Here is a 19,788-nt window from a genome sequence, read left to right as displayed (position 1 = left end):
CCGCCATCATGACTGATCCCTCGAACAACCCGAGTTTCGAACTCAACACCCCCTCCAGCGGCCCCCACGGCACCGTCCAGGGATCCGACGCCGGCACCGCCGTCGCTCTCGACGAGCGTGCCGCCAAGAAGGTCGGTCGCAATCAGAAGGACGCCAAGCACTTGTCGCGCGGACAACTGGTCCTCCGTCGTTTCTGGCGCTCGACCGGTGCCAAGATCGGCACCGTCGGGTTGCTGCTCGTCATCCTCCTGGCGCTCATCGGTCCAATGGTGGCCCGTTGGGACTACTGGGTCGTCGACAACTACGCCTTCCTGGCCGCTCCGAGCTCGGTCCACTGGTTCGGCACGAGCCAGGGTGGGTTCGACCTCTTCGCCATGACCGTCGAAGGTCTGCGCAAGTCGCTCATCATCGGCTTCTCGGTGGCGTTCTTCGTCGAGCTGCTCGCCGCGATGATCGGTGCCGCCGCGGCCTACTTCTCCGGCATCACCGAGAAGGTCATCCTCTGGTTCATCGACCTGCTGCTCGTCGTGCCGTCCTTCCTCATCATCGCCGTCATCGCCCAGCACTCGGCGGCCTCGAAGAGCTCGACGATCATCCTCATCATCCTGCTGACGGTGTTCAGCTGGATGCTGTCGGCCCGCGTCGTGCGCGCCATGACCCTCTCGGTCGTCAACCTCGACTACGTCCACGCGGCGCGGTTCATGTCGGTCCCGCCGTTCACGGTCATCGTCAAGCACGTCCTGCCGAACATCGCCAGCTACCTCATCATCGACTTCACCCTCGGTGTCGTCTCGGCGATCATGAGTGAGACCGTGCTGTCCTTCTTCGGATTCGGCGTCCAGAAGCCCGAGACCTCACTGGGCACGTTGCTGGCCGACGGCATGACGGCTGCGACGACGTCCCCCTGGCTCTTCCTCTTCCCGGCCGGGGTGCTCGTCATCCTCCTGCTGAGCGTGAACTTCCTGGGCGACGCCTTGCGTGACGCCATCGATCCCTCCTCCCAGTCTGGTGGTCAGGCATGAGCAACAAGAACAAGGTCACCTTCGAGTCGGACGAGTTGCCCTCGCGCAAGGACGGGGTCCCCGTCCTCGAGGTCCGCGACCTCAACGTCCGGTTCCCCTCCGAAGACGGCGTCGTCCACGCGGTTCGTGGGGTCAACCTCACCGTCCGGGCCGGCGAGGTGCTCGGTCTGGTGGGTGAGTCCGGATCGGGCAAGTCGGTGACGTCGATGTCCGTCATGGGCCTGCTCGACGAGAACGCCCACGTCGAGGGGTCGATCAAGCTCCACGGGACCGAACTGCTGGGGCGCAGCGACAACTGGATGTCCGACGTCCGTGGCACGAAGGTCGCCATGGTCTTCCAGGACCCGCTCTCGGCGCTCACCCCGGTGTACACGGTCGGCGACCAGATCGTGGAGGCCCTGCAGATCCACAACGACAAGATGTCCGACAAGGACGCCTGGAAGCGTGCGATCGAGCTGCTCGACATGGTCGGCATCCCCAACCCGGAGGTTCGGGCCAAGGCCTTCCCGCACGAGTTCTCCGGCGGCATGCGCCAGCGCGTCGTCATCGCCATGGCCATCGCCAACGACCCGGACCTCATCATCGCCGACGAGCCCACGACGGCCCTCGACGTGACGATCCAGGCCCAGATCCTCGACCTGCTGCGGGTGGCCCAGCGTGAGACCCACGCCGGCGTCGTCCTCATCAGCCACGACCTCGGTGTCGTGGCGGGACTGGCCGACCAGGTCGCTGTCATGTACGGCGGGCGGATCGTCGAGGCCGCCAGCGTCAACGACATCTTCTACCACTCGCGCCATCCCTACACGATCGGTCTGCTCGGCTCCTTGCCTCGCCCGGACCTCGACAAGGAGGAGCCGCTCACCCCGGTCGAGGGCAATCCGCCCTCCCTGCTCAACCTGCCTCCGGGCTGCCCCTTCGCCCCGCGCTGCCCCATGGCGGTGGACGCCTGCCGCGTGGCCGAGCCGCCTCTCGAGCCGACCGACCTGCCTCAGCACGTGTCGGCCTGCGTCCGGGTCGGCGATCTGGTCGACAAGCGCTACGAGGAGGTGTACCCGCGTCCGGAGGGCGCCCGGTTCCGCTCGAAGCGCGCCCTGGAACTGGCCGAGCGAGAGGCCCTCAAGGACGTCCTCGTCCTCGACTCCCTCGTCAAGACCTACCCGCTCATGAAGGGGGCGGTCTTCAAGAGGCGAGTCGGGACGGTCCATGCCGTCGACGGGATCTCCTTCAAGATCAAGGAGGGCGAGACCCTCGGCCTGGTGGGTGAGTCCGGTTGCGGCAAGACGACGACGATCATGTCGGTCCTCGAGCTCATGAGCCCCGAGTCGGGCAGGATCGTCGTCCTCGGCAAGGACGTCGCCCAGCTCAGGGGCGGTGACCGGAGGAAGGTGCGTGAGGACCTCCAGGTCGTCTTCCAGGACCCCATGGCGTCGCTCGATCCACGCATGCCGATCCACGACATCCTCGCCGAGCCCCTCAAGTACAACAAGTACCCCAAGGACAAGATCGACGAGCGCATCGAGTACCTCATGAACCTCGTCGGTCTGGAGCCGGCGCACGCCAACCGCTACCCGCGGAACTTCTCGGGTGGTCAGAAGCAGCGCGTGTGCATCGCCAGGGCGCTGGCCCTGGAGCCCAAGCTCCTCGTCCTCGACGAGCCGGTCTCGGCCCTCGACGTCTCGATCCGCGCCGGCGTCCTCAACCTCCTCGAGCAGTTGCGCGAGGAGCTCGGGCTGTCGTACCTCTTCGTCGCGCACGACCTGTCGGTGGTGCGGCACATCGCCAACCGGGTCGCCGTCATGTACCTGGGCCGGATCGTCGAGCTCGGCGAGGTGAGCCAGGTCTTCGACCACCCGATGCACCCCTACACCCAGGCGTTGCTGTCGGCCATCCCGGTGCCCGATCCGCAGAAGGAGCGTGCCCGCAACCGGATCGTCCTCGAGGGGGACCTGCCCTCGCCGGCGGCCCCGCCGAGCGGGTGCCACTTCCACACCAGGTGCCAGAAGTTCAAGATCCTGTCGCCGGAGCAGCAGGTCAAGTGCCGTGAGACGCGGCCGGACCTGGGGTACCCGAATGCCGACAAGGACCGCCGAGTCGCCTGCCACTACCCGGAATCCGTCGAGGTTTTCTGAGTTCGACCCGACAAGGCCCTGCGGGACGCCACATGCGCCCCGCAGGGCCTTGTCATGTGAGGAATCGGGGCGGTGGGCACCGGGTCAGGTCTCGGAACGATCAAGACTGTGTCACGGTCCGATAACAATTCCCGCTCCGGAGGCTCCACGTGGTCACAACCTGTCAAAGCTGTGTCAGGCTGTGAGCATCTGAGTGACACGGTCGGCCGTCCGGTCGACCTTGAGACCAAACGGAGGTAACGGTGCGCAAGTCCGTATCAGCATCGATCGCACTGCTGGCAGTCGGCTCGCTGGCCCTGACCGGGTGTGGGCAGAAGAACTCGTCCGGGAATGAGGCCTCGAAGGCGGCGACCGGGACGCAGACCAGCGCGTCCGCCCCGCTGGAGGCCCTCAACCTCAAGTCCCGCGACCAGGTCAAGGACGGCGGCACGGTCCGGTTCACCATCGAGACCCTGCCGACCGCATGGAACGGCTGGAACGTCGCCAACAACACGGCCGACCTCAACTCGCTCATCTGGCCCTTCGTCGGCGTGAAGAACGTCGACATCGGCAAGGACGCCACGCCGAAGGCCAACACGAACTTCCTCAAGTCCTACGACGTCAAGGTCGCCGACAAGAAGCAGACCGTCACCCTCCACCTCAACCCCAACGCCAAGTGGAACAACGGCCGAACCATCGACTACACCGACTACGTCGCCACGTGGAAGGCCAACAACGGTTCCGACTCGGCCTTCAAGAACGCCACCTCCGACGGCTTCAACCAGATCACCTCGATCGAGAAGGGTGCCTCGGACACCGACGTCGTCATCAAGTACAAGTCCACCTACCCGGACTGGACGGCGACCTGGAATTCGGTTATGCCGAAGGAAGGCTGCTCCGACGCCAAGACCTTCAACTCCGGCTGGAACACCTACAAGAACGAGTGGATGACCGGTCCCTTCGCCCTCGACCACGTCGACCAGGCGCAGAAGACCCTCTACCTCAAGCGCAACGACAAGTGGTGGGGCGACAAGGCCAAGCTCGACACCGCCTCCTTCCGCGCCATGGACACCGCCGCCATGACGAAGGGCTTCGCCAACAAGGAGATCGACGTCGTCAACAACATCATCACCAAGGACGGCTACGAGTCGGCCAAGAAGCGTGCTGATGGCGAGCTCCGCGCGGCCGGTTCGCTGCAGTGGCGTCACTTCACCTTCAACACGAAGGACTCCGCCCTCACGGACATGAACGTCCGCCAGGCCATCGTCAAGGGCATCAACCGTGAGGCCATCGCCCGCTCCGATTTCGCCGGACTGCCGATCGACGCGAGCACCGTCATGCTCGGCAACCACTTCTTCATGCCCGGCCAGGCCGGTTACAAGGACAACTCGGGCGACTTCAAGTACGACCCCGAGGCCGCCAAGAAGCAGCTCGACGAGGCCGGCTGGAAGATGAGCGGTGACTACCGCGTCAAGGACGGCAAGACCCTCACCATCAACTACGCGATGCTCACCGGCGTGCCGACCTCGGAGAACGAGGGCGCGCTGCTCAAGCAGGACATGCAGAAGATCGGCGTCAAGGTCAACCTCGTCAACACCCCGTCCGATTCGATGCAGAAGGTGCTCACCTCGCACTCCTTCGGCGTCATGGCCTTCACCTGGGTCGGCACGCCGCACCCCATGGCCAATGTCCGCCAGATCTACGGTGCCTCCGCAGAGGGCAAGACCACCCCGTCGGAGTCGAACTTCAGCCAGCTCGTCGATCCGCGGATCGAGAAGCTCATCCCGCAGATCGACAGCGAGATGGACGTCGCCAAGCGTCAGGAGCTCACCAACGAGGCCGACAAGTACATCTGGGACAACGTCATGACCCTCCCGCTGTACCGTCGCATCCAGTTCGTGGCCGTCCCGAAGAACCTCGCGAACTTCGGTTCGTCGACCTTCGAGGATACCCGTACCGAGGACATCGGCTTCCAGAAGTGATCTGAGGCTCGTCACGTGAGGACGGGGGTGGTCCGGTTCGGCCGGGCCGCCCCCGTTCCTGTCGGACGACGACGGCGTCGCCGAGCGTCGGCCGCGAGGCGGCGGGTCCGCGAGTCAGCGGGTCTGCGAGTCGGGGGGAATCGGGCCGAGGCCCTGGGTATCAGACGAGAAGGGCCGCGACGACGATGAGCACCGAGACGCCGATCGTCATCCAGTTGGGGTGCACGGTGAGGGCCGCGGGGGAGTCGTCCGTCACGCGTTCGAGCTTCTCGAGCTCGATGAGGTGGGCGGCGTCGGCGGCATCGAGGCTCACCCGGACCGGGCGCTCCGCCCCCGCGATGATCTCCGGGGTGGTGTGGACGTCCGACCGTCCACCGGCAGCCAGGCGGCCCATGGACCCGCGGGCCCCGGCGGCCCAGGCCGAGACGGTGCGCGACCGTCCGTCGGCGGCGCTCCCGGTGAGCGACAACCCCCATCGCGGGGAGACGTCGGTGAGCGCCGCCCAGGGGACGTCCCAGATGCGAAGCTGGTTGATGACGTGGACCCCCTCGTCATCGATGCGCACCGACGAGAGGCCCCAGAAGAGCCAGGCGAGCCAGACGAAGAGTCCGGCCGTCGGCAGGGCCCGCAGGCCGGGCCCCAGGCCGATCCTCGTGCAGTCCCACAGCACGACGCCCAGGCTGAGCACCGCGACGACCGTCGAACCGATCCGACCGGCGTGGGACGAGATGATGACGGGCGGACGCATGATGTCTCCTGGGTCGTACGCGCAACCGGGCGGGCCGAGGATGTGGCGCGCTCGTACGGAGTTGATAGGCTACCCGAGCCGCCGCGTGTGTCGCAGTCGACCTGCCCGCGCAGCCGGCGTCATGACCACGAGATGATGGGAGAGGGCTCGGATGCTTTCCGCCTTCGCCAATGCCTTCCGGACACCGGACCTTCGCAGGAAGATCCTCTTCACGATGGGCATCCTGGCAGTCTTCCGGTTGGGTTCGGTCATCCCGGTCCCCAACGTCAACGTCGCGAACATCCGGGCCTGCCAGACGCAGACCTCCGCCGGGTCGGCGGCCAGCCTGTACTCGATGATCAACCTCTTCTCGGGCGGTGCGCTGCTCCAGCTGGCGATCTTCGCGCTGGGCATCATGCCGTACATCACGGCGTCGATCATCCTGCAGCTGCTCACCGTCGTCATCCCGCGGCTCGAGACCCTCAAGAAGGAGGGGGCCTCCGGGCAGAACACCATCACCCAGTACACCCGGTACCTCACCCTCGTCCTGGGCATCCTCCAGGCGACGGCCTTCGTGACGATGGCCGTCTCCGGCACCCTCTTCCGCGGCTGCTCGCTGCCGGTCGTCTACGACAAGTCGATCTTCACGGTCATCGTCATGATCCTCACCATGACCGCCGGCACGACCATCGTCATGTGGCTCGGTGAGCTCGTCACCGACCGCGGTGTCGGCAACGGCATGTCGATCCTCATCTTCACCCAGATCGCCGCCCGCTTCCCCGATTCGCTGTGGCAGATCAAGGTCTCGCGCAATGGCGCCGGCCAGGCCCACGCATGGTTCATCTTCGGCCTCGTGCTCGTCGTCGGTCTGGCCGTCATGGCGGCGGTCATCTTCATCGAGCAGGGACAGCGTCGCATCCCCGTCCAGTACGCCAAGAGGATGGTCGGGCGGCGCATGTTCGGAGGGACCACGACGTACATCCCGCTCAAGGTCAACCAGTCCGGCGTCATCCCGGTGATCTTCGCCTCGTCGATCCTCTACCTGCCGGTGCTCTACGCCACCTTCCGGCCGCAGACGAAGGCCGCGGTCTGGATCGGCAAGTACTTCATCCGCGGTGACCACCCGATCTACAACGCCGCGTACTTCCTCCTCATCATCTTCTTCTGCTATTTCTACGTGGCCATCACCTTCGACCCGGTCGAGATGAGCGACAACATGAAGAAGTACGGGGGCTTCATCCCCGGCATCCGGGCGGGCAAGCCCACCGAGGACTATCTCGCCTACGTGCTCTCGCGCCTCACGGCGCCGGGATCGCTGTACCTTGGTCTCATCTCGATGATTCCGACCTTGGCCCTCGTCTTCCTCCACGCCAACCAGAACTTCCCGTTCGGTGGCACGAGCATCCTCATCGTCGTGGGTGTGGCGCTGGACACGGTCAAGCAGATCGAGAGCAAGTTGCAGCAACGACACTACGAAGGATTCCTCACATCATGAGACTGCTCATCGTGGGCGCCCCGGGCGCCGGCAAGGGAACTCAGGCCGGATCGATCGCCGAGCACTACGGCATCCCGGCGATCTCGACCGGCGACATCTTCCGGGCCAACATCAAGAACGGCACCGAGCTCGGCAGGAAGGTCAAGGCCATCATGGACGCCGGCGACCTCGTCCCCGACGAGGTGACCGACGAGATCGTCGTCGACCGGCTCGGCCAGGCGGACGCCGCCACCGGCTTCCTCCTCGACGGCTACCCCCGCAACCTCCACCAGGTCGACGCCCTCGATGCCTACCTCAAGGGCTCCGGGTTGGCCCTGGATGCCGTCGTCAGCCTCGACGTCGACCCCGAGCTGCTCACCGCGCGGCTGCTCAAGCGGGCCCAGATCGAGGGCCGCACCGACGACAACGAGGAGACCATCCGCAACCGGATGAAGGTGTACGCCGAGCAGACCGAGCCGCTGCTGAGCCACTACGAGAAGGCGGGGCTGCTCGTGTCGGTGGACGGCGTCGGCGAGATCGACGAGGTGCGCGAGCGCATCTTCGCCGCCCTGGACGCCCGGGGCTGATGCCGTGATCCTGGGTCGTCAACGCATACAGCTGAAGACCGCCGACCAGATCCGCACGATGCGTCGTGCGGGTCTGGTCGTTGCGGAGGGACTCGAGGAGATGGGGCGGGCCGCGGTGCCCGGCGCCACGACCGGCGATCTCGACCGGATCGGGCGGCAGGTGCTCGCCCGCCACGGCGCGACGTCGAACTTCCTCCACTACGGCGCCGACTGGGGTATCCAGCCGTACCCGGGGGTGGCCTGCATCAGTGTCAACGAGGTGGTCGTCCACGGAATGCCGGGGGAGCGTGAACTCCGGGACGGGGACATCGTCTCGATCGACTACGGGGCGATCGTCGACGGTTGGCACGGGGACGCGGCGCGGACCTTCCTCGTCGGAGAGGTGTCGCAGGAGGCCCGGCTGCTCTCGGAGCGGACCCGGGAGGCGATGTGGGCGGGGATCCGGCAGATCGCGCCCGGGCATCGGATCGGCGACGTGTCGGCGGCCGTGCAGGCCTCGCTGGAGTCATGGGAGCGGCCCTACGGGATCATCCGCGAGTACACCGGCCACGGCATCGGCACCGAGATGCACATGGACCCCGACGTGCCCAACTGGGGCCGAGCGGGGCGGGGACCGCGGATCAGCACGGGCATGTGCCTGTGCGTCGAGCCGATGGCCACCCTCGGCAGCGAGGAGAACGACGTCCTCGACGACGACTGGACGGTGCGCACCGTCGACGGGTCGTGGGCGAGCCACTGGGAGAACACCGTGGCCGTCACCGAGGGCGGCCTGTGGGTGCTCACCGAGCCCGACGGCGGCAAGGCGGAGCTCGAGGCCGGCGGGGCGGTGTTCGCACCCCTGGACTGAGCATCGCTCGGGGGACGGCGGTGGTGGCCCCGTCCCATGACTGCAATGTGGCGCGAACCGGGGCGCACCGGGTCCTTGCGAGGCGACGAGGCCGTCCCGAGCCACATTGCGGTCACCGAAGGGCGCTGATGGCGTCCCGGGGCTGGCGCCTCACTAGGGTGGGGCCATGGAGTACCCGCACACCCGACGCGACGACGTCGTCGAGAACCTGCACGGTCACCTCATCGCCGATCCGTACCGGTGGCTCGAGGACGCCGACTCGCCCGAGACGATCGCCTGGGTCGAGGAGCAGCGGGCGTTCACCGAGGCTCGCCTCGCCGACCTGCCCGGTCGCTCATGGTTCGCCGCTCGGGTCGACGAGATCCTCTCCGAACCGGTCGATCATCTGCCCGGTCGAAGCGGTGGTCGCCACCTCATGGTCCGTGAGGACGGTCGGCGCGACCAGCCCCTCCTCGTCGGCGCCGACAGCTGGCAGGAGGTCGTCGACGGTGGAGTCGTCGTCCTCGACCCGCAGCACTGGTCGGAGGATCACACGACGTCGTTCCAGTCCGCGGCGGTGAGCCCGGACGGGTCGACCCTGTGCTGGGTCGTCTCGGAGGCCGGTTCGGACTGGACGACCTTCCACTGCCGCGACCTCACCTCGACCCTCACCGAGGGCGGCCGCTCGTGGCTGCCGGGGATCCGCACGAAGTTCAGCTTCCCCGCTTGGCTGCCCGACAGTCGGTCGCTCCTCGTCCTCGACTTCCCCGTCGAGGAGTCCGGGGACCGTGCCGTCGTCGAGTCGGCGGGGGACCCGCACCTCGTCGTTCGTCGGGTCGACGAGGATGCCCCCGCCGTCGACCTCACCCCGGGCGGGGACGGCGCCGGGGTCATGTACTGGCCGTGGGTCGGCGTCGACGTCGACGACTCCGGTCGCCCGACCGGAACGGGATGGGTCGTGGCGGCCGTCCAGGTCGGGACGGCCAGGACCGCGCGGCTGAGAGGGTGGCGGTGCACCCCGGACGCGGTCGGCCGTGCCGTGCTCGGTGACCCGTTCGAGATCTTCCCGGCCGACGACGCCCTGCGCGAGGTCGTCGGGTTCGACGGGGACCAGCTCCTCGTGCGCACCGACGACACCGACGAGCGCGGCCGGATCATCGCCGTCGACCTCACGTCCGCCCGCTCCGGCCACGTCGAGCAGCGCGAGGTCGTCCCCGCGCAGGAGGGCCACCTGGCCGGCTCCGCCCTGGCCGGCGGCAGGCTCGTCCTCGTCCACACCATCGACGTCGAACCGAGGGTGAGCGTCTGGGACCTGGCCGGTCACCGGGTCGCCGATCTCGACGTCCCCGGAGGCCAGTGCGAACTGTCGGCCCAGGACCCGGCCGTCCCGGAGGTCTTCATCGGCACCTCCGATCCCACTCGTCGATTCCATCGTTGGCGCCTCGACACCGCCACCTGCACCCTCACCGAGTTGCCCACGGCCGCCCGGTCGGCGTCCCCCGAGCGCGCCGCGACCGAGATCGTCACGGAACGCCGTCGCGCCACGAGCGCCGACGGCACCGCCGTGCCGTACTGGTGGATGCGCCCCGCCGGGAAGCCCGGACCGCTGCCGACCCTCGTCTACGGCTACGGCGGCTTCGACGTGCCCGTCGCCAACTCGTGGAACCCCACCTTCCAGGCCTGGCTCGAGGCCGGCGGTGCGGTGGCCGTCGTCAACGCCCGCGGTGGGGGAGAGTTCGGCCGCAGTTGGTACGAGGACGGCATCCGGGACCACAAGCAGCACGTCTTCGACGACCACATCGGCGTCCTCGAGGACCTCATCCGGCGTGGGGACGCGCGGGCGGACCAGCTGACCATCGAGGGCCGTTCCAACGGTGGCCTCATGGCCGGAGCCGTTCTCACCCAGCGACCGGATCTGCTGGGCTGCGCCCTGCCCGAGGTCGGGGTGCTCGACATCCTGCGCTTCCACCGGTTCACCTCCGGTGCGGCCTGGGCCTCCGACTACGGCGACCCCGACGACCCGCACGACTTCGAGGTCGAGCTCGCCTACTCGCCGCTGCACCGGGTCGTCGAGGGGGCCCACTACCCGGCCACCCTCGTCGTCACCTCCGACCACGATGACCGGGTGGTCCCGGCGCACAGCCACAAGTTCACCGCGACCCTCCAGCGCGCCCAGGGCGGCGAGGCGCCGGTCCTCACCCGGATCGACCACTCGACCGGGCACGGGGCGGGACGCCCCAGGGCCTCGCGGGTCGCCGAGATCGCCGACAAGCTCGCCTTCGCGGCCCATCACACGGGGTTGGTCGTCCCCACCTGATCCGTCCCGGAGCGCGGCTCGACCACGTACTCTGGACACATGCGCGCCCTGCCACCGTCGTCCAAGTACGTCGCCCGCCGTGACGACCCGGTCGACGACGCCGAGCGCACCGCGTTGGTGACCCGGGTCAACGACGCCTATACCGCCGGTCAGCTCGACGACGACTCCTACCGGCGCTGTCTGGACGCCGTCTTCGCCGCCGCGCGCCTGGGCGATCTCGCCCCGGTCGTCGAGCAGCTCCCCACTCCGACCGCGGCCGAGCCGTCCGGGTTGGACCGGGCCCCGGTCGCTCCCGGGGAGTTGACGCCGGCCAGGCCGCGCAACCTCGTCCCCTTCGCGCTGGCCGGGGCCGGGGCGCTCGTCATCCTCGTCGTCCTGCTGGCGATCCTCCTATGAGTCCGTGGGGGAGGGGAGCTGGGACGACCGGACGAGGACGCGCCGGGTGGACCCTGGGGTTCGCCGTCGTCTTCGCTGCGCTCTCAGCCGGGGCGTACCTGCTCATCGACGTGCTCGCGGGGGTGAGGTCGCCCCTGCCGATCTGGATCATGGCGACCGTGGTCGCGTTCCTCGGCGGACTGGTCATCGCGAGGGCCCGGCACCACCACGATTGACTCGTCCGCCCGATCGTCTTGCCTCATGTCAAGATGTCCGGATGAGCGCAGCGCTTGCCTCAGCTGAAATGTCCGGATGGAGATGAGTCAGGCGGCGGGTTGGTCGGTCTGGGTGCGACGTTCGGCTAGGCGGATGAGCTGGTTCTGGATGTCGGTGATCCGCCGGGCCAGATCGGCGGGGTTGAGCCTGTCGTGCTCGGCTGCCAGGCGGGCCCGTGTGGCGGGGTCCAGGACACGGGAGTCGACCAGCCGCTGGTAAGGGGTCTTGGGCTTGTCGTAGACCCGCTTCTTGCGCCCCGCGGAGGTGGTGGTCCAGCCGATGGCCTTGACGCAGGGTAGTAGGTGGTTCTTGCGGGCCATCACCAGGGGCCACAATTGGTTGAGCAGCTGAAGCTCGGTTGCGGTCTCGTAGCGGTATCTGAAGGCGTGGCGGCGGACCCAGTCGCCGTTGCGCTGCTCGACGTGGGCGTTGTCGTTCTTCTTGTAGGGCCGNGCCATCACCAGGGGCCACAATTGGTTGAGCAGCTGAAGCTCGGTTGCGGTCTCGTAGCGGTATCTGAAGGCGTGGCGGCGGACCCAGTCGCCGTTGCGCTGCTCGACGTGGGCGTTGTCGTTCTTCTTGTAGGGCCGCGAGCGGGACATCGCGATGTCGTGGCCCTTCGCCCAGTCGATGAGGCCCCAGTTGATGAACTCCGACCCGTTGTCGACGTGGACCTCCGCCACGGGCACGGGCATCTGGTCGACGATCCGGTCCATGCCGGCCCCGATGTGGACGAATGCCTTGTTCTTGACCGTGGTCAGGACCGTGTAGCCGGAGACGGGCAGGGTGGCCGACAAGGTCCACAGGAATTCCCCGACCAGGGTGTGGCCGCAGTGGGCCACGGTGTCGACCTCTACCAGCCCGGGATCGGTGATCGGCCCGTCCAGGCTGGTGCGCAGGGGCACCGCGGCACGCAGGATGTGAGGGGCGGGTCGGGTGGCTGACAGGCCGGCGGCCGGGTAGGCGGCGTCCTTGAAGGGTTTCAGGTACCTGTCGATGGTGGCCGCCGACATGGAGCGCAGTTCGGTCAGCACCGCGGGGGTGGCCCGGCGGGTGACTTTCCCGAACTCCTTGAAGCGTTCCAGCCTGTTCAGGGTGTCGTCCATCACGGGGGCCAGGTACTTCCCGGAGGGCTGACCCGTCACGCTCCACACGTGCTGGAGGACCTTCACGGCGTCGTAGGAGTACTTGCGGGGCCGGGGCCGGCGCTTCTGCTGGGACGCGGCACCTTTCCGCGTCAGGGCTGCCCGGATCGCGCGGCGGGCGTGGTCACGGGTCCAGCCTGTGGTGGCGGTCAGGGAGTCCAGCAGCACCGACTTGTCCTTCTTCGATGCGGCCCGGTACTGGTGGGCGTACTTCTTGGTGATCTCACGGCGTGCGGCCATCGACAGCTCCCGATCCATGGCCCGGGCCTACACCGTCAGTACGCGGACATCCTCATCTGAGGCACGTGCTGCCGCATCCGGACCTTTTACGTGAGTCTCGTCGCCGATTTGGGGACGCCGGCTCGAACAGGTAATCTTGACCCTCGGTCCCGTGTGTTCGGAGACCAGTCATGCCCGGAGCGGGTGTGATCGTCGAGCGGATTGGACGCAATGGCCAAGAAAGAGGGAGCTCTCGAGCTCGAGGGAACCGTGGTGGAGGCCCTGCCGAACGCCATGTTCCGGGTCGAGTTGAAGAACGGACACCGTGTCCTTGCCACGATCAGCGGCAAGATGCGGCAGCACTACATTCGAATCCTGCCGTCGGACCGGGTGGTCGTCGAGCTGTCTCCCTATGACCTGACCCGCGGCCGCATCGTCTATCGCCACAAGTGATCGACGCCGTCCGGCACCGGACCACGTCGTCGGGATGACCCGACGACACCATCCAGGCCCTCCACGGGGCCGTTACGCGAAAGAGAAGCTCGATGAAGGTTCAGCCGAGCGTCAAGAAGATGTGCGACAAGTGCAAGGTCATTCGTCGCCACGGTCGCGTGATGGTCATCTGCGAGAACCCGCGCCACAAGCAGCGCCAGGGCTGAGCCCTCGCCGCGGACGGGATCGCAGGCCATCTCCGGTCATGACCGGGTGACCAGCAGGAATGCAGGGGTTCGACCCCTGAGGTCCACCGTCAGGCCCACCAGCCAGGTGGGCGCGGTCGACAACTGAAGAACAACTCAAGAACCGGTGACGACCCGCATGGATCGTCACCACCGGCGAACCGGGGCCACCCGAGTTCACCGGACACATGTGGACGCACGCCCCGAGACCCAGCTCGAACCCATCGAGCACGGACTCGGGTCACCACCCCCGGACGAAGGCCGGGGCCCCGTCGGACGGGCAGATCCCGTCCAGCGCCGCCAGGTGATGGGGACGCTCCACGTCGGACACCTTCGCGGCCCCATCCGGGGTCGACAACCAGGAAGGGATGCCACCATGGCACGCCTCATCGGAGTGGACCTGCCGCGCGACAAGCGCCTCGAGGTCGCACTGACCTACATCTACGGCATCGGACGCACCCGCGCCCTGGAGACCCTCGCGGCCACCGGGATCAGCGGTGACATCCGCGTCCACGACCTCACCGACGACCAGCTCGTGGCCCTGCGTGACCACATCGAGGCCAACTACCAGGTCGAGGGTGATCTTCGCCGCGAGGTGTCGGCCGACATCCGTCGCAAGATCGAGATCGGCTCCTACCAGGGACGCCGTCACCGCAGCGGTCTGCCTGTTCGTGGTCAGCGCACCCGGACCAACGCCCGCACCCGCAAGGGCAAGAAGAAGGCTGTCGCCGGCAAGAAGAAGGCCAAGTGAGTGACGGCCCCCGGGCCCCTCGCTGACCTTCCGTGCAGATCACACTCAACCAGGAGCAATTCACATGGCTACTGCAGGCCGCAGGAGCGCCGCACCGAAGGTGCGCCGCAAGGAGAAGAAGAACGTCGTCGCCGGCCAGGCGCACATCAAGAGCACGTTCAACAACACCATCATCGCCATCACCGACCCCTCGGGTGCGGTGATCTCGTGGGCCTCCGCCGGCACCGTCGGCTTCAAGGGCTCGCGCAAGTCCACGCCGTTCGCCGCCCAGATGGCCGCCGAGGCCGCCGGGCGTCGTGCCATGGAGCACGGCATGAAGCGCGTCGACGTCTTCGTCAAGGGTCCGGGCTCCGGCCGTGAGACCGCCATCCGTTCTCTCGGGGCCATCGGCTTGGAGATCGGCCCGATCTCCGACGTCACCCCGGTTCCGCACAACGGATGCCGTCCGCCGAAGCGCCGCCGCGTCTGACCCCCTCCGAGAGCACAAAGGACTGATACATCATGGCCCGTTACACCGGCCCACTCACCAAGAAGTCCCGTCGCCTCGGGACCGACCTCGTCGGCAACGACAAGTCGTTCGAGCGTCGTCCGTACCCCCCGGGTGTCCACGGACGCGGTCGCACCAAGGACTCCGAGTACTCCCTCCAGCTTCGTGAGAAGCAGAAGGCTCGTTACGCCTACGGCGTCCTCGAGAAGCAGTTCCGTCGCTACTACGAGGAGGCCGACCGCGCCCAGGGCAAGACCGGTGACGTCCTGCTCCAGATCCTCGAGTCGCGCCTGGACAACGTCGTGTACCGCGCCGGGCTGGCCTCCACCCGTCGTCAGGCCCGCCAGCTCGTGAGCCACGGCCACTTCCTCGTCAACGGCAAGAAGGTCAACATCCCGTCGTACCGGGTCTCCGGCCACGACATCATCGACGTGCGGGAGAAGTCGAAGGACCTCCACCCGATCGTCGTCGCCCGGGAGACCTTCGAGTCCCGCGAGGTGCCGGCCTGGCTCGAGGTGCGTCCCAACAAGGGCCGCATCCTCGTCCACCAGCTGCCGACCCGTGAGCAGATCACCATCGACGTCAACGAGCAGGCCATCGTCGAGCTCTACTCGAAGTGACCTGAGCCGCCCGGCGTCGCGATGTCGGCGCCGGGCGGAGCAGCCCCCCGGCGGGGGTTCCCCGCCACTCGAGACCATGGGCGGGCTTTCCCCGCCACTCGAAACCATGGGCGGGCTTTCCCCGCCACTCGAGACCATGGGCGGGGTTTCCCCGCCACGAGCAACCCCGGCGGGGGTTCCCCGCCACCCCCTCAGACGCCGTCATATAGCGGTCGGCGTGAAAGGACACCACCATGCTCATCGCCCAGCGCCCCACCCTCACCGAGGAGCCCGTCTCCGAGTTCCGCTCGCGGTTCGTCATCGAGCCCCTGGAGCCCGGCTTCGGCTACACCGTCGGCAACTCCCTGCGTCGCACCCTGCTTTCGTCCATCCCGGGCGCCTCTGTGACGAGCATCAAGGTCGAGGGTGTCCAGCACGAGTTCTCGACCCTCGAAGGGGTCGTCGAGGACGTCACCGAGATCATCCTCAACCTCAAGGGCCTGGTGCTGTCGTCCGAGGAGGACGAGCCGGTCGCCATGTACCTGCGCAAGTCCGGGGCCGGTGAGGTCACCGCGGCCGACATCAACCCGCCGGCCGGGGTCACCATCTACAACCCCGATCTGCACATCGCCACCCTCAACGACGACGGCCGCATCGAGATGGAACTCATCGTCGAGCGCGGACGTGGCTACGTCTCGGCCAGCCTCAACGAGGACCCCGACGCCGAGATCGGTCGGCTCGCCGTCGACTCGATCTACTCGCCGGTGCTCAAGGTGAGCTACAAGGTCGAGGCCACCCGCGTCGAGCAGCGGACCGACTTCGATCGTCTCGTCCTCGACGTCGAGACCAAGGCCTCGATCCTGCCGCGCGACGCCGTCGCCTCGGCCGGACGCACCCTCGTCGAGCTCTTCGGACTGACCCGTGAGCTCAACCAGGAGGCCGAGGGCATCGAGATCGGGCCGTCGCCGGTCGACGAGCAGTACGCCGAGAACCTCGCCACCCCGGTGGAGGAGCTCAACCTCACCGTGCGCTCCTACAACTGCCTCAAGCGCGAGGGGATCCACACCGTCGGTGAGCTCGTCTCGCGGTCGGAGCAGGATCTGCTCGACATCCGCAACTTCGGGTCCAAGTCGATCGAGGAGGTCAAGGAGAAGCTGGCCGAGCTCGGCCTGTCCCTCAAGGACTCCGCCCCCGGCTTCGACCCGCTGGCCGCCGCCGACACGTACGACGACGAGGGCGAGGACGACGACTTCGCCGAGACGGAGCAATACTGATCGGCTACCGCCGAGGGCAGTACTGATCGGCTACCGCCGAGGGCAGTACTGATCGGCTACCGCCCCTGCTCGGCCGAGCGACCTCACCGGGCAGCGCAGTACTGATCGACCATGATTCCCACCTCGGTGGGGACCGCAGCTCACGACCGTGAGCACCCAGCCCGTCCCGGGGCGTCCACCCCGGGAGCGGGTGGTCAGGGGGGTGGACCCTGACCGAACCCCCGCGCCACCCGGTGCGGGGAGGGGAGGACGACGTCCTCCCTCCAGCCGGACCGCGGCGGGTCCACCTGCCCGCCACACCGACACACAAGGAGACCGACATGCCGAAGCCCACCAAGGGACCCCGCCTCGGAGGCACCCCCGCCCACGAGCGGATCATCCTCCACAACCTCGCCAGCCAGCTCTTCGAGCACGGCCGCATCGTCACCACGGTGACCAAGGCGAAGCGCGTCCGCCCGCTCGCCGAGAAGCTCATCACCCGCGCCAAGGTCGACACCGTCGCCAACCGTCGCGTCGTCAACAGGACGATCACCGACAAGGGCGTCGTCCACGTCCTCTTCACCGAGATCGCCCCCCTCATGGAGGGTCGCGACGGCGGTTACACCCGCATCACCCGGATCGGCAACCGGCAGGGTGACAACGCCCCGATGGCCGTCATCGAGATCGTCCGCGAGAAGGTCGCCGCCAAGGCCGCCGCGCCGGCCACCGCCGAGGCCGCCAAGGCTGCGATCAACGAGGCCACCGAGGCCCCGGCCGAGGAGAAGGTCGAGGAGGCCGCTGACGCCGAGGAGAAGGCTGCCGAGGACGAGAAGGTCGAGGAGACCGCCGACTCCGAGCAGAAGGCCGGCGAGGAGGCCTGATCCCGCCCAGACGTGAGGCCCCCGGGGACGATGTCCCCGGGGGCCCGCTGCGTCCCCGCCCCAGTCTCCCCGCCCCAAGTCCCCCCGCCCGGGATCCACGGCCCAGGATCCACGGCCCAGGCACCGTGTCCCGGTCACCCAGCCTTGGTGCGCCCGGCCCGGCGCCGTAGGCTTGCAGGGTGTCGTCCCCCCTGCGCATCGCACAGCTCGCCAACTTCGTCGGCCCGGTCTCGGGTGGCATGAAGGTCGCCATCGACCAGTTGGGACGCCAGTACGTCGCGGCCGGGTGCGATCGTATCCTCGTCATCCCGGGGCCGCACGACCTGGTCGAGGAGACCGACGACGGCATCGTCGTCCAGGTGGCCGCGCCACGGATCTCCCAGCAGTACCGGATGATCGCGACACCGTGGCGGGCCCTCGACATCCTCGACCGGTTCCGACCCACCTCGATCGAGGTCTCCGACAAGTGGACCCTCACCCCGGCCGCGGCCTGGGCCCGACGCCGTGGGGTCGGGTCGGTGCTCTTCAGCCACGAACGCCTCGACGACATGCTCGCCGGGTGGCTGCGCCGTCAGTTCGGCGTGGAGGCCGGGGTCGGGGCGCTCAACCGACGCCTGTCGAAGGAGTTCGACGTCGTCGTCGTCACCTCCGACTACTCGGCCGGGGAGTTCGCCGACCTCGACGCCCACCTGGTCAAGGTGCCCCTCGGCGTCGATCTGGACACCTTCCGGCCCGATCGGCGCGACGCCGACCTGCCCAGCCCTCGCCCCGACGGCGTCCTGCGGCTGTGCTACGTCGGCCGGATGAGCCATGAGAAGAGCCCACAACTGGCCCTGGCCGCCGCCCTGGAACTTCACCGGCGAGGAGTGCCGGTGCACATGGATCTCTACGGCGTCGGACCCGATCTGGAGGCCATGAAGGAGCAGGCCTCGGACGGTCCGGTGACCTTCCACGGCTTCGTCGAGTCCCGTGCCGATGTCGCCCGGGCCTTCGCGGCGGCCGACATCAGCCTGTCGGTGTGCCCCACCGAGACCTTCGGCCTGGCCGTGCTCGAGGCCCTGGCCTGCGGTACCCCGGTCGTCACGTCGAACCGGGGCGGGGCCCACGAACTCGTCGACCCGTCCTCGGGGGAGTCCGGGTCGCCCGACCCGGCGAGCCTGGCCGACGCCGTCGAGCGCCTGTCCCGGCGTCTGGGGCCCGAGTTGCGCCAGGCGGCGCGGCGGCGGGCCGAGCAGTACACCTGGCAGGCCTCCGGACGACGGATGATCGAGCTGCACAGCACCTTGGCCGAGGCGATCCCGCGTCGGCCCTACTGGAAACAGGAGCTCAAGGACCGCCGTGAGGTCCGGCGTCAACACCACGGTGTCGAGGACCTCCTCTCCCCGTCACGGCGCGGGGCGCCGACACCCACCTCCCAGCGGAAGGACCCGTCATGAAGCGTCTCCTCGGTCTCGGCGTCGTGGCCGCCTCCCTCGTCGCTCCGTTCTGCTGGGCGCCGCGGTCCGAGCCGGCTCTGCCGGTGCATCGGGCCCCCGACGGGTCGCAGCGGGTGCTCCGCACGGTCGACGACGTCGTCGAGGCGTGCACCGACTCCGGTCTGGACGGGTGGGAGCTCGTCGACCTGGCCACCGGAATGGTCAACTCGATGATGACCCACTACTCCTGCTGGCATCTGTGGCTCACGCCGGAGCGGGCCCTGGCCGCCGGGCACGGCAGCGGGATCCAGTACAACCTGGCGCTGCGCCAGGTGCTGCGCCGGCTCGGCTACCGGGTCCGCGCCGTCCACGCCTCGCGGGTGAGACTCGAGCACCATCCCTGGTACCACGTCGGACACACCTGGCTGCACGTCACCCATGCCGGACGCACCCTTGACGTCTGCGCCTCCCGGCCCGGCAACCGCGCCGGTCACGTGGCCTTCGTCCCGGTGACGGAGGTGCGGCCCTTCCGCGCCATCACCCTGGTCGACCAGACCGTCGTCCTGGCGCCGATCGTCGCGGCCAGCGTGTGGCGCTCGACGATCCTGCGCCGGCCGGTCGAGCGATGGGTGTACCGGCCGTTCGGCGAGTCCGCCTGAGATGACGG

General features: G+C 68.1%; 19 protein-coding genes. 18 read left to right on the top strand and 1 reads right to left on the bottom strand.

Annotated elements, in window-relative coordinates; all coding sequences use genetic code 11:
- Window positions 1–8: 8 nt before the first annotated feature.
- The 3 genes from E0E30_RS09450 to E0E30_RS09440 all read left to right on the top strand — a co-directional run bounded on the left by E0E30_RS09450 (window position 9) and on the right by E0E30_RS09440 (window position 5,112).
- Window positions 9–1,022, top strand: a complete 1,014-nt coding sequence (locus E0E30_RS09450; protein WP_130866054.1) for an ABC transporter permease — start codon at window positions 9–11, stop codon at window positions 1,020–1,022.
- Window positions 1,019–3,151: an ABC transporter ATP-binding protein gene (locus E0E30_RS09445; protein WP_130866053.1), complete on the top strand. Its 2,133-nt coding sequence runs from the start codon at window positions 1,019–1,021 to the stop codon at window positions 3,149–3,151. Before E0E30_RS09450 ends, E0E30_RS09445 begins: the two co-directional genes overlap by 4 nt.
- 242 nt (window positions 3,152–3,393) lie before the next feature.
- A complete protein-coding gene (locus tag E0E30_RS09440) occupies window positions 3,394–5,112 on the top strand; it encodes an ABC transporter family substrate-binding protein (RefSeq protein ID WP_130866052.1) in 1,719 nt (572 codons plus the stop codon).
- Between the two features lie 160 nt (window positions 5,113–5,272).
- Here the strand turns inward: E0E30_RS09440 and E0E30_RS09435 are convergent, their stop codons facing one another.
- Window positions 5,273–5,860, bottom strand: coding sequence for a hypothetical protein (locus tag E0E30_RS09435; RefSeq protein WP_130866051.1), 588 nt, complete (start codon window positions 5,858–5,860; stop codon window positions 5,273–5,275).
- A 151-nt stretch (window positions 5,861–6,011) separates the two neighbouring features.
- On the opposite strand from E0E30_RS09435, the gene secY reads away from it, so the two are divergent.
- The 15 genes from secY (at window position 6,012) to E0E30_RS09355 (ending at window position 19,780) form a co-directional block, all read left to right on the top strand.
- A complete protein-coding gene (gene secY / locus E0E30_RS09430; protein WP_130866050.1) occupies window positions 6,012–7,334 on the top strand; it encodes a preprotein translocase subunit SecY in 1,323 nt (440 codons plus the stop codon).
- The gene (locus tag E0E30_RS09425) at window positions 7,331–7,900 is read left to right on the top strand and encodes an adenylate kinase (RefSeq protein WP_130866049.1); all 570 of its coding nucleotides are present in this window, start codon (window positions 7,331–7,333) and stop codon (window positions 7,898–7,900) included. The genes secY and E0E30_RS09425 overlap by 4 nt, the downstream gene beginning before the upstream one ends.
- 7 nt (window positions 7,901–7,907) lie before the next feature.
- A complete protein-coding gene (gene map / locus E0E30_RS09420; RefSeq protein WP_130866839.1) occupies window positions 7,908–8,747 on the top strand; it encodes a type I methionyl aminopeptidase in 840 nt (279 codons plus the stop codon).
- 166 nt (window positions 8,748–8,913) lie between these two features.
- Window positions 8,914–11,043, top strand: coding sequence for a prolyl oligopeptidase family serine peptidase (locus E0E30_RS09415; RefSeq protein WP_130866048.1), 2,130 nt, complete (start codon window positions 8,914–8,916; stop codon window positions 11,041–11,043).
- 39 nt (window positions 11,044–11,082) lie between these two features.
- Window positions 11,083–11,439 (top strand): DUF1707 SHOCT-like domain-containing protein, encoded by a 357-nt coding sequence (locus tag E0E30_RS09410; protein WP_130866047.1) that lies wholly within the window; start codon window positions 11,083–11,085, stop codon window positions 11,437–11,439.
- On the top strand, window positions 11,436–11,654 hold the full coding sequence (locus E0E30_RS09405) for a hypothetical protein (RefSeq protein ID WP_130866046.1): 219 nt from the start codon (window positions 11,436–11,438) through the stop codon (window positions 11,652–11,654). Before E0E30_RS09410 ends, E0E30_RS09405 begins: the two co-directional genes overlap by 4 nt.
- A gap of 1,635 nt (window positions 11,655–13,289) precedes the next feature.
- The gene (gene infA / locus E0E30_RS09395) at window positions 13,290–13,511 is read left to right on the top strand and encodes a translation initiation factor IF-1 (protein WP_002514837.1); all 222 of its coding nucleotides are present in this window, start codon (window positions 13,290–13,292) and stop codon (window positions 13,509–13,511) included.
- A gap of 92 nt (window positions 13,512–13,603) precedes the next feature.
- Window positions 13,604–13,717, top strand: a complete 114-nt coding sequence (gene rpmJ / locus E0E30_RS09390; protein ID WP_130866045.1) for a 50S ribosomal protein L36 — start codon at window positions 13,604–13,606, stop codon at window positions 13,715–13,717.
- Between the two features lie 394 nt (window positions 13,718–14,111).
- A complete protein-coding gene (gene rpsM / locus E0E30_RS09385) occupies window positions 14,112–14,486 on the top strand; it encodes a 30S ribosomal protein S13 (RefSeq protein ID WP_130866044.1) in 375 nt (124 codons plus the stop codon).
- A gap of 64 nt (window positions 14,487–14,550) precedes the next feature.
- Window positions 14,551–14,955, top strand: a complete 405-nt coding sequence (rpsK, locus tag E0E30_RS09380) for a 30S ribosomal protein S11 (protein WP_130866043.1) — start codon at window positions 14,551–14,553, stop codon at window positions 14,953–14,955.
- A 32-nt stretch (window positions 14,956–14,987) separates the two neighbouring features.
- Window positions 14,988–15,593 (top strand): 30S ribosomal protein S4, encoded by a 606-nt coding sequence (gene rpsD / locus E0E30_RS09375; protein WP_130866042.1) that lies wholly within the window; start codon window positions 14,988–14,990, stop codon window positions 15,591–15,593.
- Window positions 15,594–15,826: 233 nt separating this feature from the next.
- Window positions 15,827–16,846: a DNA-directed RNA polymerase subunit alpha gene (locus E0E30_RS09370; protein ID WP_130866041.1), complete on the top strand. Its 1,020-nt coding sequence runs from the start codon at window positions 15,827–15,829 to the stop codon at window positions 16,844–16,846.
- A gap of 320 nt (window positions 16,847–17,166) precedes the next feature.
- Window positions 17,167–17,706, top strand: coding sequence for a 50S ribosomal protein L17 (gene rplQ, locus E0E30_RS09365; protein WP_130866040.1), 540 nt, complete (start codon window positions 17,167–17,169; stop codon window positions 17,704–17,706).
- A gap of 239 nt (window positions 17,707–17,945) precedes the next feature.
- Window positions 17,946–19,142, top strand: a complete 1,197-nt coding sequence (locus tag E0E30_RS09360; RefSeq protein ID WP_130866838.1) for a glycosyltransferase — start codon at window positions 17,946–17,948, stop codon at window positions 19,140–19,142.
- Window positions 19,139–19,780, top strand: coding sequence for a hypothetical protein (locus E0E30_RS09355; RefSeq protein WP_130866039.1), 642 nt, complete (start codon window positions 19,139–19,141; stop codon window positions 19,778–19,780). Before E0E30_RS09360 ends, E0E30_RS09355 begins: the two co-directional genes overlap by 4 nt.
- Window positions 19,781–19,788 lie beyond the last annotated feature (8 nt).

Origin of the sequence: Acidipropionibacterium timonense, from assembly GCF_900605005.1 — a bacterium.
Lineage (GTDB): Bacteria > Actinomycetota > Actinomycetes > Propionibacteriales > Propionibacteriaceae > Cutibacterium > Cutibacterium timonense.
The sequence above is the reverse complement of the archived record's forward strand: the minus strand, read 5'-3'. Positions and strand labels throughout refer to the sequence as shown.